Source organism: Bacillus sp. UNC322MFChir4.1 (assembly GCF_000746135.1).
Classification (GTDB): domain Bacteria; phylum Bacillota; class Bacilli; order Bacillales; family Bacillaceae_G; genus Bacillus_A.
Genome location: NZ_JQKQ01000001.1, coordinates 435,244 through 449,842, shown reverse-complemented (window position 1 = coordinate 449,842; position 14,599 = coordinate 435,244). Strand labels below are relative to the sequence as shown.

21 protein-coding genes are annotated in these 14,599 nt (G+C 35.9%); 11 read left to right on the top strand and 10 right to left on the bottom strand.

From position 1 onward, the window contains the following. The first annotated feature begins 9 nt into the window (after positions 1–9). The 8 genes from gcvPA to BR72_RS02255 all read left to right on the top strand — a co-directional run bounded on the left by gcvPA (position 10) and on the right by BR72_RS02255 (position 6,239). Positions 10–1,353 carry an aminomethyl-transferring glycine dehydrogenase subunit 1 gene (gene gcvPA, locus BR72_RS02290; RefSeq protein ID WP_035429599.1) on the top strand — a complete coding sequence of 448 codons (1,344 nt, stop codon included), beginning with the start codon at positions 10–12 and terminating at the stop codon, positions 1,351–1,353. Beyond that, complete coding sequence (gene gcvPB, locus BR72_RS02285; protein ID WP_035429596.1) at positions 1,350–2,825, top strand: aminomethyl-transferring glycine dehydrogenase subunit 2; 1,476 nt, start codon at positions 1,350–1,352, stop codon at positions 2,823–2,825. The genes gcvPA and gcvPB overlap by 4 nt, the downstream gene beginning before the upstream one ends. 271 nt (positions 2,826–3,096) lie before the next feature. After that, a complete protein-coding gene (locus BR72_RS02280) occupies positions 3,097–3,321 on the top strand; it encodes a DUF3929 family protein (RefSeq protein ID WP_035429594.1) in 225 nt (74 codons plus the stop codon). Positions 3,322–3,379: 58 nt separating this feature from the next. Continuing rightward, positions 3,380–3,571 (top strand): hypothetical protein, encoded by a 192-nt coding sequence (locus tag BR72_RS02275; protein ID WP_035429591.1) that lies wholly within the window; start codon positions 3,380–3,382, stop codon positions 3,569–3,571. Positions 3,572–3,686: 115 nt separating this feature from the next. After that, positions 3,687–4,061, top strand: a complete 375-nt coding sequence (locus BR72_RS02270) for a GntR family transcriptional regulator (RefSeq protein ID WP_035429588.1) — start codon at positions 3,687–3,689, stop codon at positions 4,059–4,061. Positions 4,062–4,066: 5 nt separating this feature from the next. Continuing rightward, positions 4,067–4,939: an ABC transporter ATP-binding protein gene (locus BR72_RS02265; protein WP_035429586.1), complete on the top strand. Its 873-nt coding sequence runs from the start codon at positions 4,067–4,069 to the stop codon at positions 4,937–4,939. After that, entirely contained in the window at positions 4,920–5,591 is a 672-nt protein-coding gene (locus BR72_RS02260) for an ABC-2 transporter permease (protein WP_035429583.1), read from the top strand. The genes BR72_RS02265 and BR72_RS02260 overlap by 20 nt, the downstream gene beginning before the upstream one ends. A 15-nt stretch (positions 5,592–5,606) precedes the next feature. Then, positions 5,607–6,239: an ABC-2 transporter permease gene (locus BR72_RS02255; protein WP_035429581.1), complete on the top strand. Its 633-nt coding sequence runs from the start codon at positions 5,607–5,609 to the stop codon at positions 6,237–6,239. A gap of 143 nt (positions 6,240–6,382) precedes the next feature. Here BR72_RS02255 and BR72_RS26620 read toward each other — a convergent pair whose 3' ends face one another. The 6 genes from BR72_RS26620 to BR72_RS02230 all read right to left on the bottom strand — a co-directional run bounded on the left by BR72_RS26620 (position 6,383) and on the right by BR72_RS02230 (position 9,409). Continuing rightward, positions 6,383–6,541 (bottom strand): hypothetical protein, encoded by a 159-nt coding sequence (locus tag BR72_RS26620; protein WP_177206895.1) that lies wholly within the window; start codon positions 6,539–6,541, stop codon positions 6,383–6,385. A gap of 67 nt (positions 6,542–6,608) precedes the next feature. Beyond that, positions 6,609–6,860, bottom strand: a complete 252-nt coding sequence (locus BR72_RS02250) for a DUF3975 family protein (RefSeq protein ID WP_035429578.1) — start codon at positions 6,858–6,860, stop codon at positions 6,609–6,611. 13 nt (positions 6,861–6,873) lie between these two features. Next, positions 6,874–7,188 (bottom strand): DMT family transporter, encoded by a 315-nt coding sequence (locus BR72_RS02245; RefSeq protein ID WP_035429577.1) that lies wholly within the window; start codon positions 7,186–7,188, stop codon positions 6,874–6,876. Between the two features lies 1 nt (position 7,189). Continuing rightward, entirely contained in the window at positions 7,190–7,522 is a 333-nt protein-coding gene (locus BR72_RS02240; protein ID WP_035429574.1) for a DMT family transporter, read from the bottom strand. Positions 7,523–7,590: 68 nt separating this feature from the next. Then, complete coding sequence (locus tag BR72_RS02235) at positions 7,591–8,172, bottom strand: TetR/AcrR family transcriptional regulator (protein ID WP_035429571.1); 582 nt, start codon at positions 8,170–8,172, stop codon at positions 7,591–7,593. A 259-nt stretch (positions 8,173–8,431) separates the two neighbouring features. After that, the gene (locus BR72_RS02230; protein WP_035429569.1) at positions 8,432–9,409 is read right to left on the bottom strand and encodes a LacI family DNA-binding transcriptional regulator; all 978 of its coding nucleotides are present in this window, start codon (positions 9,407–9,409) and stop codon (positions 8,432–8,434) included. A 248-nt stretch (positions 9,410–9,657) separates the two neighbouring features. Here BR72_RS02230 and BR72_RS02225 point away from each other — a divergent pair, with 248 nt between their 5' ends. Then, positions 9,658–10,242 (top strand): hypothetical protein, encoded by a 585-nt coding sequence (locus BR72_RS02225; protein ID WP_051957197.1) that lies wholly within the window; start codon positions 9,658–9,660, stop codon positions 10,240–10,242. A 30-nt stretch (positions 10,243–10,272) separates the two neighbouring features. Here the strand turns inward: BR72_RS02225 and BR72_RS02220 are convergent, their stop codons facing one another. Beyond that, positions 10,273–10,662: a rhodanese-like domain-containing protein gene (locus BR72_RS02220; protein ID WP_035429567.1), complete on the bottom strand. Its 390-nt coding sequence runs from the start codon at positions 10,660–10,662 to the stop codon at positions 10,273–10,275. Positions 10,663–10,829: 167 nt separating this feature from the next. Between BR72_RS02220 and BR72_RS02215 the strand changes: the two genes are divergently transcribed. Beyond that, the gene (locus BR72_RS02215; protein WP_035429564.1) at positions 10,830–11,666 is read left to right on the top strand and encodes a lipoate--protein ligase family protein; all 837 of its coding nucleotides are present in this window, start codon (positions 10,830–10,832) and stop codon (positions 11,664–11,666) included. Positions 11,667–11,738: 72 nt separating this feature from the next. On the opposite strand, the gene BR72_RS02210 is transcribed toward BR72_RS02215, so the two are convergent. The 3 genes from BR72_RS02210 to BR72_RS02200 form a co-directional block, all read right to left on the bottom strand. Next, positions 11,739–12,587: a hypothetical protein gene (locus BR72_RS02210; RefSeq protein ID WP_035429562.1), complete on the bottom strand. Its 849-nt coding sequence runs from the start codon at positions 12,585–12,587 to the stop codon at positions 11,739–11,741. Positions 12,588–12,786: 199 nt separating this feature from the next. Then, entirely contained in the window at positions 12,787–13,458 is a 672-nt protein-coding gene (locus BR72_RS02205) for a DUF1129 domain-containing protein (RefSeq protein WP_035429559.1), read from the bottom strand. Positions 13,459–13,463: 5 nt separating this feature from the next. Then, positions 13,464–13,781 carry a PadR family transcriptional regulator gene (locus BR72_RS02200; protein WP_035429557.1) on the bottom strand — a complete coding sequence of 106 codons (318 nt, stop codon included), beginning with the start codon at positions 13,779–13,781 and terminating at the stop codon, positions 13,464–13,466. 375 nt (positions 13,782–14,156) lie between these two features. On the opposite strand from BR72_RS02200, the gene mntR reads away from it, so the two are divergent. Further along, on the top strand, positions 14,157–14,585 hold the full coding sequence (gene mntR / locus BR72_RS02195; RefSeq protein ID WP_035429554.1) for a transcriptional regulator MntR: 429 nt from the start codon (positions 14,157–14,159) through the stop codon (positions 14,583–14,585). Positions 14,586–14,599: the final 14 nt, after the last annotated feature.

The window sequence follows — 14,599 nt, the reverse complement described above, 5'->3', positions numbered from 1 at the left end:
GTAAATTTCATGTTGCATCGTTATCTTCCAATGACAGAAGAAGACAAAAAAGAAATGTTACAAACAATCGGCGTTCAAACGATCGATGAGTTATTTTCTGATATTCCAGAAAGCGTTCGTTTTCAAGGAGATTTAAATATAAAACAGGCAAAATCAGAACCAGAACTTTTAAAAGAACTGTCTGAGCTTGCTAGTAAAAATGCAAACTTAAAAGACTATGCTTCCTTCTTAGGAGCAGGTGTATATGATCATTATGCACCAGTAATTGTAGATCATGTTCTTTCTCGTTCAGAATTTTATACAGCTTATACACCATACCAACCAGAAATTTCACAAGGGGAATTACAAGCGATCTTTGAATTCCAAACTATGATTTGTGAACTAACAGGTATGGACGTAGCAAACTCTTCTATGTATGACGGAGGTACAGCGTTAGCAGAAGCGGCAATGCTAGCGGCAGGTCATACTCGTAAAAAGAAAATTCTTGTTTCTAAAGCAGTTCATCCAGAATCAAGAGCAGTTCTTGAAACATATGCAAAAGGTCAACACCTTGAGGTTGTTGAAATTGATTATAAAGATGGTGTAACAGATTTAGACGTATTACAAAGTGAAGTAGATGATACAGTAGCTTGCGTAATCGTTCAATATCCAAACTTCTTCGGACAAGTGGAGAAATTAGCTGATATTGAGAAAATCACTCATCAGCAAAAATCATTATTCATCGTTTCTTCAAATCCACTATCACTAGGTGCATTAACATCACCAGGGAAATTTGGTGCTGATATTGTCATTGGTGATGCACAACCATTTGGTATCCCAACGCAGTTTGGCGGCCCACACTGCGGTTATTTTGCTTCAACAAAAGCGTTTATGCGTAAAATTCCAGGACGCCTTGTTGGACAAACAGTGGATTCTGAAGGACAACGTGGTTTCGTATTAACACTGCAAGCACGTGAGCAACATATTCGTCGTGATAAAGCGACATCTAATATTTGTTCAAACCAAGCATTAAATGCATTAGCAGCTTCTGTTGCCATGACAGCACTTGGAAAGCAAGGTGTGAAGGAAATGGCACGTCAAAACGTTTCTAAAGCACAATATGCAAAACGTCAACTTGAGGCAAAAGGCTTTACAGTAACATTTGCTGGACCGTTCTTCAATGAATTTGTTGTAGATTGCAAACGTCCAGTACAAGAAGTAAACGATGCATTATTATCAAAAAATATTATCGGTGGTTACGACTTAGGCCGTGATTATAAAGAATTAACAAATCATATGCTTCTAGCGGTAACAGAACTTCGCACAAAAGAAGAAATCGACACACTTGTAAACGGAATGGGGGCTATCCAATGAAGAATCAAGACCAAGCACTTATTTTTGAAATGAGTAGAGAAGGACGCGTAGGATATAGCTTACCCCAATTAGATGTAGAAGAAGTAAAATTAGAAGATGTGTTTGGGAGCGAGTATATTCGCATTGAAGATGCAGAGCTTCCTGAAGTATCAGAACTTGATATTATGCGCCATTACACAGCGCTTTCAAACCGTAACCACGGTGTTGATTCTGGGTTTTATCCATTAGGATCTTGTACGATGAAGTACAACCCAAAAATTAATGAAAATGTAGCACGTTTCCCTGGCCTTGCGCATATTCATCCGCTTCAAGATGAAAAGACAGTGCAAGGTGCAATGGAGTTAATGTATGACTTACAAGAGCACTTAAAAGAAATTACAGGTATGGATACTGTTACACTTCAACCGGCAGCAGGAGCGCACGGTGAATGGACAGGATTAATGTTAATTCGTGCGTATCATGAAGCAAACGGTGACTATAACCGTACAAAAGTTATCGTTCCTGACTCTGCGCACGGAACAAACCCAGCTTCTGCAACAGTAGCAGGATTTGAGACGATTACAGTACAATCAAATGAAAATGGTCTTGTTGATTTAGAAGACTTAAAGCGCGTTGTGAACGAAGAAACAGCAGCGCTTATGTTAACAAATCCAAATACACTTGGACTATTTGAAGAGAACATTTTAGAAATGGCAGAAATCGTCCATAATGCAGGCGGTAAATTGTACTATGACGGTGCAAACTTAAATGCGGTATTAAGTCAAGCACGCCCAGGAGATATGGGATTTGACGTTGTGCATTTAAACCTTCATAAAACATTTACAGGTCCGCATGGCGGCGGTGGTCCAGGTTCTGGTCCAGTAGGTGTAAAAGAAGATTTAATTCCATTTTTACCAAAGCCGATTTTAGAGAAAACAGAAAGCGGCTACCACTTTAATTACGATCGTCCACAAGCAATCGGACGCGTGAAACCGTTCTATGGCAACTTCGGTATTAACGTTCGTGCATATACGTATATCCGTTCAATGGGTCCAGATGGACTTCGTGCTGTAACAGAATATGCAGTATTAAATGCGAACTATATGATGAGAAGATTAGCGCCATTTTACGATCTTCCATTTGATAGACATTGTAAGCATGAGTTTGTTTTATCTGGTCGTCGTCAAAAGAAACTTGGCGTACGTACGCTTGATATCGCAAAACGTTTGCTTGATTTCGGCTACCATCCACCAACAATTTACTTCCCATTAAATGTGGAAGAATGTATTATGATTGAGCCGACAGAAACAGAATCAAAAGAAACATTAGATGGATTTATCGATACGATGATTCAAATCGCAAAAGAGGTAGAAGAAAATCCAGAAGTGGTTCAAGAAGCACCGCATACAACAGTAATTAAGCGTCTTGATGAAACAATGGCAGCACGTAAGCCGATTTTACGCTATCAAAAACCATCTATGGTACAAGTTTAATAATCAATAATAATTTGTAGAGAACTCGCTATATGCGGGTTCTTTTTTCATATTGTCGAAGAAGGTGTCATTACCTAAAAAAGATGTTACAAAATTGCAGGTTTTATGTAAGATTGGAGAATTATCATACTTTCTCAACATTTTTGTTGAAAAAGTCCCTTTGATAATAGTGTGTATTTTTGTTAGAATTTTATTGAAATTAAAGTAAATGAGAAGCAAAAATGTCAATTTTTCATACATATGTGAAGAAATGAACAAGGGGATGGGAAAGATGGGCTATAAACGTTGCAGGATGGTGTATCATTTAGAAAATGGTGATATGATTAAAGATATTAAAGAATTTTATTACCAAGATACAGAAAAAATGTTAGAAAGAGTGAAGCATCACGTATTAGATAATAAGAGTGTAACTGCAATTGATAGTAAAGGAACACTGATTCCAATTGCTTGTCATGACATTGTGAAAGTTGAGTTAGATCATTTACAGGAAACTTAGTCTTGAGTCATAGGGGATAATTCGTTACAATAAATGAGTAATTAGAGAGGAGTTTATTATGGGTAGTAAAAGTCATTTCTATATGTTTATTGTTGCATTTTTACTTGTTGCAGCTTTAACGGTATATTTGGTTATTGATAGCCATTGGTACAATACAGTACATCCAGCATTTCTTATTTTTATGTATGTCGGGATTGCGATTGTGAGCTTTGGTATGAGAGACGAGATGTTAAATCGCTTTGAGAAGTGATACATATATGAAAGACCAACAGGAAATTGTTGGTCTTTTTTTGTTGCCAAAATAGAGAAGTGTGTATATACTGTGTATATAAGATATGTACAGTATATACACAGTGGAGGGGAATATGAATATTATTATTTCAAACTCTTCACCAGATCCTATTTATGAACAAATTAGTAAACAGCTTCGGCAGCTAATTTTAAATGGGAATTTAAAAGGTGGAGAGCAATTACCGTCTATCCGTAGTTTAGCGAAAGAATTACAGATTAGTGTGATTACGACGAAACGAGCATATGAAGAACTTGAAAGAGAAGGGTATATTGAGACAGTTGCTGGAAAAGGGACGTATGTTTCTGTGCAAAATAATGAGCTCATACGAGAACAAAGGTTGCGATTGTTAGAAAGTAGAGCGGAAGAAGTAGTCAATGAAAGTAAACTTCTTCAGCTGTCTCTTGAAGAATTGCAGCAGATGATTGCGTTTTTATATAAGGGGGAATAAGACACATGCTAGAATTAAAAAATGTTTGCAAAGATTATCAAGGTTTTTCAGTCCGAAATGTAAATTTTACACTGCCACGTGGATATATTATGGGGTTTATTGGACCAAACGGATCTGGAAAAAGTACAACAATCAAAATGATTATGAATTTAGTAAAACGAAATAGTGGTGAAATTCATATTTTTGGTAAGGACAATCAAAAATATGAAAAAGAAGTAAAACAAAATATCGGCTTTGTGTACGATGAAAATCATTACTATGAAGATTTAACATGTGAACAAATGAAGCGTATTATCGCACCGTTATATAAAAAGTGGGATGAAGAACAATATGAATCTTATATGGAACGATTACAAGTTCCGAAAAATAAAAAGATTAAACAATTATCAAAAGGAATGAAAATGAAATATGCCATTGCTATGGCGCTGTCACATCATGCCGAGCTTATTATTATGGATGAACCAACAGCAGGTTTAGATCCAGTTGTCCGAAGTGAGTTGCTGGATATATTGCAAGAAGTTGTGATGGAAGAAGAAATATCCGTGTTATTTTCTACACATATTACAACTGATCTAGAACGCATTGCCGATTATATTACATTTATCAATGAAGGTGAAATCGTCTTTACTGGAGAGAAAGACGAACTACTGGAGAATTACATAATCGTAAAAGGAAGCAACGATTTGTTAGACGAAGAAGGAAAAGAATTGTTTAGTGGTTTAAGAAAAAATAAATATGGGTTTGAAGGATTGGCGAGAGATAAACAGGCAGTTGTAGAGTGGTTTGGTCAAGAAGTTGTGTTAGAAAAGCCGACGTTTGATGATATTATCGTGTATACGGCGAAGGGGAGAAAGAGAAATGCGTCAGCTTGTGTTTAAGGACTTGTATTTTCTGCGTGCCATGTGGATATTTTGTTTGGGGTTTTCGGCTTTCTTGTTTATAACGAATCCATCAGATTCAAGCATTTTTTCTGTAAGCTGTTTAATATCAGTAATAGTATCAATTCTGTTGTCTGTAGGAGCGGATGAAAAGAATGGCAGTGAAAAAATCATTGCTAGTTTACCGATAGAACGAAAGGATATTATTATAGCGAGATATATGACTTTTATTATAATTGCGATTATAGCGATTGTACTAACAACAACGGTCGTTTGGATCATGAGAGGAATGACTGTAATTGAAGACATTCGAGTATACCATCCTTATTTCTATATTGAACTTAAGTGGTATTCAGTGCTAAGAGGTATTATCGTTCCTTTTATATACATTGCATTATATTTGCCAATCTATTATGGAGCTGGGTCAAAAATTATCCGTAGTTTATTTGCAATAGGACTAATTATACCTACGACGCTTATACCGTTATTTGTTATAGATGGAGGAGAAAATCGTGTGGAGGATTCATTTGGTGATTGGATCATGAATCTGTCACATGTAGGCATATGCATGATGGGGATAGTTGGGTTGGCAGTTATGTATATTGCCTCTATGTTTATTGCAATTAAATTATATGAAAAAAGAGATATATAAAGGGGAGAAGGGATTATGGGGCAGTTAGTTTGGAAGGATTTTTTCTTACAACGAAAAGTTTTTTTTCTTTATCTTATATTGCCAATTTATTGTGCATTAAAACAATCTGTTGACCCGTTTCAGATTGCGGTCGTTTGTTTTGCTACTTGTAGCTTATTGATATTTGTACCATTACAGGTTGAAGATAAAAATGAAGCAGATAAATTATTAATTAGTTTTCCATTTGTTAGAAAAGATATTGTCATTGCGAAATATATATCGACAATTCTCTTTATTGGATGCGGGTTAATTGCTACTTTAATTATTGCTATTTTACCTAAATTTTTGTTAGGTAAAGCTATAAATATTCCATGGTATGCAATTTTTATAGGTGTTTTTCTCTCGGCTCTTTATGCAATTATGCTACTTCCTTTGAAGTATGGAGGGAGTAAACAAATAGTTACTATTTTTAATGTGGCTGTTATGTTTCCACTAATAGGATTGTTAGGACTTATGTGTAATGTTCTTGGTGAGGAAAGGCTTATGTTAATGTTTTTTTACTCTTCAAATCTTATGTTTATCATAAGTATGTTAAGTATTGGAGTATGTATCGCGTATTTTGTTTCTATGTTGTTTTCTATTTCGTTTTTTCAAGATAGGGAATTTTAAAAGACTAAGTAACAAATAAAACAGAATGATTATGAAGAAAGACTTTTGTTTTGTGGTGAACGGCATTCAGCGAAGTGAGAGATATAATTAGAAAAAAAGAAAGTCATACGTTATAAAAGGTGCCTCATTACGAGACACCTTCTTTATTGCAACAAACTATGCATAACAACTTTATAAACCGACACCATACTTGGTGAGTAAACAGGTACGTTATATGTATGTAAGATGAAACTAAAAAACAGAGCAAACGTAATAAAGATGAAAAATAGCAGTAAAATTTGCTTGTGGACAGAAATTTGCATATCATCAGCTCCTTTTTTCGTAGTATGTCCAAAGGAGGAAATGATATGAAAAAAAGACAGTTACTTCTTAGTTTGAAGAACTGTCTTTTGAAAAGAGCTTTTTCCAGAGTTTTACGATACTCCAAATGATAATAACGATAATAGAGGCAATAATGGACCAAATTACAGAAAGGGCCTCAAGAGCCATGTTAGGCAAAAACGTGAGGATTGCAAATGCTTTATGAAATAACCATTCTGCAATATGGAATATAGATTGCAATAAGAATGCAATGGCAATTACGATTCCTGTCATAATTTGTGTACTTCTTTTTTTCCACACTGCATTCACCTCGTTAACTCATTAATTTTAAACCAACTGCCCCGCATAAGATACAGCTTAAAAAGGCAAGGCGACGCCAATCAGCGGATTCACGGAAGAGGAGAATACCAAGTAGTGCACTTCCAGCAGTTCCGATTCCAGTCCAAATTGCGTAAGCTGTTCCCATGGGCAGTGTATCCATAGCGAGAGATAAGAAGAAGAAACTTACACCGAAGTTGCCGATTAACATAAGTTTTGGCATCCAGCCTTTTTTTTCATTGGCTATCTTCATAAAGATAACACCAGTGACTTCACAAATACCAGCAATAATCAAATATACCCATGCCATTTTATGCAGCCTCCTTCTGTTCTTGTTCACCTGTTACTCGTTTTAAGCCGATAACACCTACGAAAATTAATCCGATAAATAAGATTTTTGTTATTGAAAAAGGTTCACCAAATACAAAAATTTCTGTTAGGACAATACCTCCAGCTCCAATTCCTGTGAACACAGCATATACAGTTCCAACAGGCAGCTTCGCATAAGCTTTAAATAAAAGAAAAAAGCTTATTGCAATTGCAAGTACAACCCCAATCCATTCTAGTGGTGTTGTCGCATGTTTTAAGCCAATTACCCATACAATTTCAATGATTCCTGCGATAACAACATAAATCCATTCCATCATTCATTCTCCTTCCTACCAGTCGTTAGGTTTAGGGCGAGAAAATGACGTATTGCGTGTGCAATCCGTCAGCTTGACAATCCGCGCCAAAATACTTTCCAAGATGCGTGTAATCGATTTTCAAATGGTTGTATTCCAGCAAATAAAAATTCAACCATTAATCCGTCCATTAAACATAAATAAGCTGCAACAGCTTCTGTTACTTCAATGCTACAAAGTTCATTCTTTTCTTGTGCCTGTTCAAATATAGGTACTAAAAGCTGTCCGATGCTTTCAATGTGTGCATTTGCTTTTTCGACAATTTGCTCGCGAAAGGAAAATGGTGGAAAATACGAAGTGCGTAACCAAAACATTGCCTCAATACTTTCTTGAAAACGATGGCTATAATCTTTAAGAAGATGAAATAAAAAGTCTCCAAAGGGAGTTTCTTCTGAATTCTTCACATACTGTTTAAAGAATTCAAGATCCTTTTGTAAAGATTCTTCTAAGCAAATAAAATAAAGCTCTTCTTTTCCTTTAAAGTGTGCATATATTGACGGCTTCTTAATGCCAACCTCCCCGGCAATATTTGCTAGTGAAGTTCCTTCATAGCCATAGCGTGCAAAGTGTGAAAGTGCTACAGATTTAATACGGTTTGCTGTCATGTTCATCCCCTACCTACCGTTCGTTAGTTAAAATATAGAATAATACACGGGTGTTGTCAAGAAGGATAAACATACAAAAGTGATAAAAGCTCCAGTAATAGGAACTTTTATCCCGCTATTCGTGGGCAGTAATACTCCTGCCTCAAAATGCAGCAAAAGCATTGTCCAGTTCCAGTGGCTAGAATGTTCGGTGGCTTCGCTTCTTCCTGCGAGGTAAAAAACACCTCTACGTCAGAAGCTCTATCCCCCTGATTAAAGTTTCACTTTATACTGTTCCTCGTTCAATGAGACGAAATGGTAACTCTTCAGAAGTCCCTATAATTTGTTCCTGTTGTACTTGTTCATAAAATAAGGAAAAAGCATGGCTTCCCATTGCTAAGCCAGGATTTTCAATTGTTGTGATCTCTAACGCTTCAGAAATAGGATGGTTATCAAATCCTAAGATTGCTAAATCCTCTGGTACTCGCAGTCCTTGTTTTTTTGCTTCAGTTAATAATCCAGAAGCAACTTGATCGCTTGCAGCAAAAAGAGCAGTAGGGCGATTTTTCATCGTTAGTATGCTTTGGATGACATTTGCACCGTCTTGAATCGTGTAGCATTGATAAAACTGCCAGTCTGTTTGTGAACGTTTACCATATGCGTGTAGAGTATCAAAGAACGCTTGCTCACGCTGCTGTGTGCTCACGCTATTTTTGCGTGCTAGACAAAATCCAATGCGCTCATGTCCGTTTTGTAATAAATATTCTGTTCCAATCCGAAATCCGTCGTAATGATTAACATAGACAGAAGATATAAGCGGATGCAGCAGTTTTTCACACGAAATGATAGGCGCAAATTTTGCGAAAGGTTCAATGACTTCCCATGAGCTTGACCGGGAACAAATAATCATGCCATCAAATTGTTTCATTTTCATCATTTCAAGAACACGCATTTCTTCAATGCTATCGTAGTTTGTTTGACAGAGAGTAATACGGTATCCGGCTTCAAGTGCTTTCGTTCCAATCCCTTCAATAATTGTACTAAAGTACGGCAGATTAATAAAAGGAAGCACAACGCCAATTGTATGTGTTTTTCCTTTTAGAAGATGAACAGCATTTACATTTTTGGCGTAATTCAATTCTTTAACAGTTTCTAAGACGCGTTTTCGCTTTTCTTCACTGACATATGGATGCTCATTTAAGACGCGTGAAACAGTGGTAACAGAGACTCCAGCCGTTTTCGCGATTTGTTTTATATTTACCATATGTTTCACCTCTATTTCTATTATACAAGAAAAGGATCAAAGAAATCTTGTGAAACTCTTGACATGAAAAGCGTTTCATATTCTATCTTGTTAATATCGCTTTTGTTATTCGCGTAACGATTCAATTCGGCGTGAGAATAGCAAAAGCGTGTTTGTCAAATTGTGTGAGATAAAAGGGGAAAGTTTTCAAAGGTAGAACAGTAAGAAAAAGAGAATATGAACATAACATACGAAAGCCTGAAAAGAGAATGTTAGGAAAGGGCGGATACAAGTTGAAAAAACGGATGATATGTTTCGTATTTTCGAGTATGGTGTTAAGTGCATGTTCTTTTCAGCAAACAATGGTCGAAGAAAAAAAGTTTGCAGCAGATTTAGAGGCAAGTGAGGATATGATGTCTGATCCAATGCCGGTACAGTCTGTAAAAAACGTTCTTCCTTTTTCTTTTTACACACCATCATTTTTACCATATGAATCAACAGATAATCCAAAAGCAGTAGTTCGAAAAATGGGAGATAAGCGGATTGCTCTTGATATTAAATATGAACGGCAAGAAAAAGGCATGCGGGATTATATTGAATTAACAGTTGCGAACTTTTCGTATAATTTTCCTTTTATCGTAGAACAAAATCGTTTTCAAGAGAAAGTAAAACTTGCAAATGGTATAACAGCCTATTTTAAAAATAATAACGAAGAAATAGACGGAGAAGATATGGCGACTCTCACATGGAAAGAAAAGAATGTAGAGTATCAGTTGCTTTACCGAAATGTTCGTGATCAAGATAGTGAAGATGTTAAACAAAATTTAGTATATATTGCAAGTAAAATGCAATAGCTAGCTTGTCTTGCACAAGCTAGCTATTTATTATGAGTTTTTCTTTTTCACTTTACCAGACCAAGTTTTAAAGCCGCCTTGTAATTGATAAAATTCTTTATAGCCGTGTTTCTTTAAGAATTGTGCTGCACGGCCTGTTCGGAAACCGTTTTGGCAATACATATAAATCGGTTGATCAGTACGAAGTTCTTTGTAACGAAGACGTATTTGTGAAATCGGAATATTACGCGCTCCTAAAATGTGACCAGCATTATATTCGTCCGTTTCACGAATATCAATCAGCTGCGCCTTACGGTAACCAGCACGAAATTCTTCTTCTGAAAGTGTTTTAATTAATTTTTTTTGATAGAAATACATCCATACAGAATAGCCGATGATTCCTGCAGCTATGGCTAGTAAAATAATAACGTTTGTTGACACGATTATATCGCTCCCTTTTTCTTATCCTACTTTTCATATTATAATGCCCACATGTATTTATGCAACAAGTTCATTTTATATTAGAAGAAATTTCGTATTCTTTCACAAATTTTGTCGAATTTGATAGACTAGAGAATGTGAGAAAAATTAGTTATATGAGGTGTGGGATGGAAAAGGAAAAATGGTGTTATATAAATTCTGGTAAATGCTCTCCAGCGTTTAATATGGCGTTAGATGAATGTTTGTTAAATTGGCAAAGTGAAAAGAAAATGCCGCCAACAATTCGTTTTTATGAGTGGGAAGTTCCGACGTTAACAGTCGGTTATTTTCAACGTGTTTCAAAAGAAATTGATATGGATGCAGTAAATAGAAATGGTTTTGGCTTTGTACGTCGTCAAACGGGCGGGCGCGGCGTTCTTCATGATAATGAATTAACGTATAGTGTCATTGTGTCTGAAGAGCATCCAAACATGCCAAAAACAGTGACAGAGGCATATCGCGTTATTTCACAGGGATTGTTAGATGGATTCCAAGCATTAGGTTTAGAAGCTTATTTCGCAGTACCAAAAACAGCTGAGGAGCGCGACAATTTAAAAAATCCACGTTCAGCAGTTTGTTTTGATGCTCCGTCATGGTATGAAATTGTTGTAGAAGGGCGCAAAATTGCTGGGAGTGCACAAACTAGACAAAAAGGTGTTATTTTACAGCACGGTTCCATTCCGTTAGAAATCGACTTAGACATGCTGTATGATCTGTTCTTGTTTCCAAATGAACGTGTGAAAGAACGCATGAAAAAAATGTTCTCCTCAAAAGCAATTGCAATTAATGATTTAACAGATCGTACTTTTACGATTCAACAACTGATCGATGCATTCCATATTGGATTTGAAAAAGGGTTAAATGTGGAACTAGTACCGTATGAGTTAACAGAAGAACAACTTCATGAAGTGCAAACATTAGCGAAAGAAAAATATGAAAGTGATGAATGGAATTACAAAAAATAAGGAGATGGATACCCATCTCCTTATTTTTCTATGAATGCGAGCTCTCTAGCAAGGAAAGCAGCGCTATATTATTTATAATAAGTTTAATACTTTTTCCACGTTAATGCCTTTTTGTTTCAGTAAACGCAAACGGTTTACAGCGTCCATAATTTCTGCATCGAATGCTACCGATATTCCTTGTTTGTGTAGCTCATTTTTTAAGTTCTCGATAGAATCGTCAACATCCATGCCAAGTTCGTAATCTTGACATACATCTACAGCTTGTTTTACAAGACGAACATATTTTTCTTGTAATTCAGAATTTGGTTGATTTGTCACAGATTGTTTAGCTGAAGGTGTTGGCTCTACTGGAGTTGACACCGTTACTACTTTTTGTGCTGCAGTTGGTGCAACTACTTCTTTTTGTACAGGTTTTGGTGTTGCTTTCACTACAGGTTCTGGACGCACTGGCTTTGGAATTGGTGCCTCTGCAGGCGCAACATTTACAACTGGTTTTGTTACAGGTGTCGTTTCTTTTGAAGTTTCAACTACTGTTTCTTTCTTCGGCGCTGACGTTTCGACAACGGATAGCGGATTTTCATCCAATTCTACCGTTTCTTCTTTTGTTCCTTTGCTCCACATCACGCGTTCGATTTGCAGGGAAACATTGTTTTTGTTCATGGCGCTTAATGTCACTTTCCCAACTTCAGCATTGCCAGTAAAATCGACAATTTTATAAATAACACTCTTGTTCCAATCTACATTTCCGCTCAAAAATAATTCTTCGTTACATTTCGGTGTTAAGCCCTCGATTTTAATTTCTGCGTTTACACCGTTTTCACTATATACCATAATTAGCGAAGCATTTACATCCTCGTCGGCTAACATTAGTTCACGTACCATTTTGCCGGTGCGTACTTGCGTTTTCTTCTTCAGTGACATCAAATTTCCCCTCTCAAAAATTTAGTAACAATAAAAATCCATATAACGAAAAATAATTGCTCACGAAGAAATATGATACCGATAATAAAAGCATCACGTCAACAATTTACTTTAATTATTTTGCATTTTTCTTTTTTTGTTTATGAAATTTTTTAATTTGTAAAATTAGACAGGAGAAAAACAGCCCTAAAAAGAGCTGTTAAAATTTTGAAGTTTTATACAAGAATTTATATGAAACGTAAAAGAAAAGGGTTAATAGTGCACCTAGCCAAATCGGTAAGTTATAGGATAGATAACTTTGTTTTTTAAAATAAATACTAAAAAAAACAGATGAACAAAATGGAATCGAAAAAGCTAAGCCAAATGTAATTCTTTGTTTCCAATTCATTGTTTGATTAAATGAATCTCGTTTTAACAAATATAAAATAACAAAAATGCCAGCAGTAATCATAATGATTGATAATAAAGTTCCTGGAATACTAAACGGTACACCAGAAGGATGGTTTTGTTTTTTAGCAAAAGAAAATCCTAATGCACCTATAGTATCTATTCCAAACTGGATTGCAAGCAATAAACTAATCATGAAACCAGTAAAAGAAAATTTCTCTAACATTGTTTGGCGAGGTAATGCGCTAACTAATTCGTCACAATAATTTTGTAGATTACTCCCAAAAACATCGTAAGCATTTTTCCCATCTTCTTGCGCCTCAAGAAGATGATCTAAAATTTCTAGTAATAGCTCTTCTACTTGCTGCTCTGGAACGTCAGCTAATCGAAGGTATACAAGCATATCCCCATAAGCTGCTTCATTTTCCACTGTTAATAACTCACGCTTTTTATTATTGAGTTCAACCATGTCTTTCGCCTTCATCCATTTCACTCTCCCTTTAACAAACCATTTACCGTGCTTGATACCATATCCCAGCTTTTTTTAAATTCCTCCAGTTGTTCAAAGCCTTTTTTTGTGACGTGATAATATTTGCGCTTTGGTCCAAGGCTGGAGGCTTTCAATGTGCCTTCAATGAGTTTTTCTTTTTGCATACGTAACAAAAGAGGATAGATACTCCCTTCACTTACGAATGTAAAGCCGTGTTGATGTAATTTCGTACTGAGTTCGTACCCATACACTTCTTCTTGCGAAATGATATATAAAATACATCCTTCAAGCACACCTTTTAGCATTTGACTGTGCATTACTTTACCACCTCCTGGTAACTTGCCTTGCAAGGTAGTTGTTGTTTGAATTATAGCACCCAGTAACTTGCCTTGCAAGTTACTGGGTTGGGAAGTCATAAAAAAGTAATCCAGCAGCGTTATCCAAATACAAAGCACGATACCGAATTGGAAAATATCTTTATCCAAAAGATGAACCGACGAGATTAGAAGAAACAATGAGAGGTTAGATTTATCAATATTTTACATAAAAGAACTTACATAAATAACGCAGGTTCTTTAATGTGTTGCGGAAAATGAGGTTGTTTATCCCCTTGTCACAATATCCTTTCTGTTGTATCATTTTATTGATTGCTTAGTACGGAATTTATAAACTGAATTGGATGGAGGAAAACGATGCCTACTCCTAGTATGGAAGATTATATCGAACAAATTTATTTGCTAATTGAAGAAAAGGGATATGCCCGTGTATCTGATATTGCTGAAGCGCTTAATGTACATCCATCCTCTGTAACAAAAATGGTTCAAAAACTTGATAAAGATGAATATCTTATTTATGAAAAATATAGAGGGCTTGTATTAACAACTAAAGGGAAAAAAATTGGTAAGCGCCTTGTTTATCGTCATGAATTGTTAGAACAGTTTATGCGTATTATTGGTGTGGATGAAAGTAAGATTTATAATGATGTAGAAGGAATTGAACATCATTTAAGCTGGGAAGCCATCGATCGTATTGGCGATTTAGTGCAGTATTTTGAGCAAGATGAAGGGCGCATTGAGAAGCTTCGTGGCGTTCAAAAGACAAATGAAGAACAAACGCAGTAAGAAACGATAAAAAA

Excerpts from the sequence above, each read along its gene's own strand:
- BR72_RS02245 (WP_035429577.1), bottom strand. The coding sequence starts at position 7,188 with ATGGCATGGGTATATTTGATTATTGCTGGTATTTGTGAAGTCACTGGT.
- BR72_RS02230 (WP_035429569.1), bottom strand. The coding sequence starts at position 9,409 with ATGGTAAATATAAAACAAATCGCGAAAACGGCTGGAGTCTCTGTTACC.
- BR72_RS02275 (WP_035429591.1), top strand. The coding sequence starts at position 3,380 with ATGGGTAGTAAAAGTCATTTCTATATGTTTATTGTTGCATTTTTACTT.
- BR72_RS02200 (WP_035429557.1), bottom strand. The coding sequence starts at position 13,781 with ATGCACAGTCAAATGCTAAAAGGTGTGCTTGAAGGATGTATTTTATAT.
- BR72_RS02210 (WP_035429562.1), bottom strand. The coding sequence starts at position 12,587 with ATGTCACTGAAGAAGAAAACGCAAGTACGCACCGGCAAAATGGTACGT.
- BR72_RS26620 (WP_177206895.1), bottom strand. The coding sequence starts at position 6,541 with ATGCAAATTTCTGTCCACAAGCAAATTTTACTGCTATTTTTCATCTTT.
- BR72_RS02205 (WP_035429559.1), bottom strand. The coding sequence starts at position 13,458 with ATGAAGGCGAAAGACATGGTTGAACTCAATAATAAAAAGCGTGAGTTA.
- BR72_RS02265 (WP_035429586.1), top strand. The coding sequence starts at position 4,067 with ATGCTAGAATTAAAAAATGTTTGCAAAGATTATCAAGGTTTTTCAGTC.
- gcvPB (WP_035429596.1), top strand. The coding sequence starts at position 1,350 with ATGAAGAATCAAGACCAAGCACTTATTTTTGAAATGAGTAGAGAAGGA.
- BR72_RS02225 (WP_051957197.1), top strand. The coding sequence starts at position 9,658 with ATGTTAGGAAAGGGCGGATACAAGTTGAAAAAACGGATGATATGTTTC.
- BR72_RS02260 (WP_035429583.1), top strand. The coding sequence starts at position 4,920 with ATGCGTCAGCTTGTGTTTAAGGACTTGTATTTTCTGCGTGCCATGTGG.
- BR72_RS02215 (WP_035429564.1), top strand. The coding sequence starts at position 10,830 with ATGGAAAAGGAAAAATGGTGTTATATAAATTCTGGTAAATGCTCTCCA.
- mntR (WP_035429554.1), top strand. The coding sequence starts at position 14,157 with ATGCCTACTCCTAGTATGGAAGATTATATCGAACAAATTTATTTGCTA.
- BR72_RS02270 (WP_035429588.1), top strand. The coding sequence starts at position 3,687 with ATGAATATTATTATTTCAAACTCTTCACCAGATCCTATTTATGAACAA.
- BR72_RS02240 (WP_035429574.1), bottom strand. The coding sequence starts at position 7,522 with ATGGAATGGATTTATGTTGTTATCGCAGGAATCATTGAAATTGTATGG.
- BR72_RS02280 (WP_035429594.1), top strand. The coding sequence starts at position 3,097 with ATGGGCTATAAACGTTGCAGGATGGTGTATCATTTAGAAAATGGTGAT.
- BR72_RS02235 (WP_035429571.1), bottom strand. The coding sequence starts at position 8,172 with ATGAACATGACAGCAAACCGTATTAAATCTGTAGCACTTTCACACTTT.
- gcvPA (WP_035429599.1), top strand. The coding sequence starts at position 10 with ATGTTGCATCGTTATCTTCCAATGACAGAAGAAGACAAAAAAGAAATG.
- BR72_RS02255 (WP_035429581.1), top strand. The coding sequence starts at position 5,607 with ATGGGGCAGTTAGTTTGGAAGGATTTTTTCTTACAACGAAAAGTTTTT.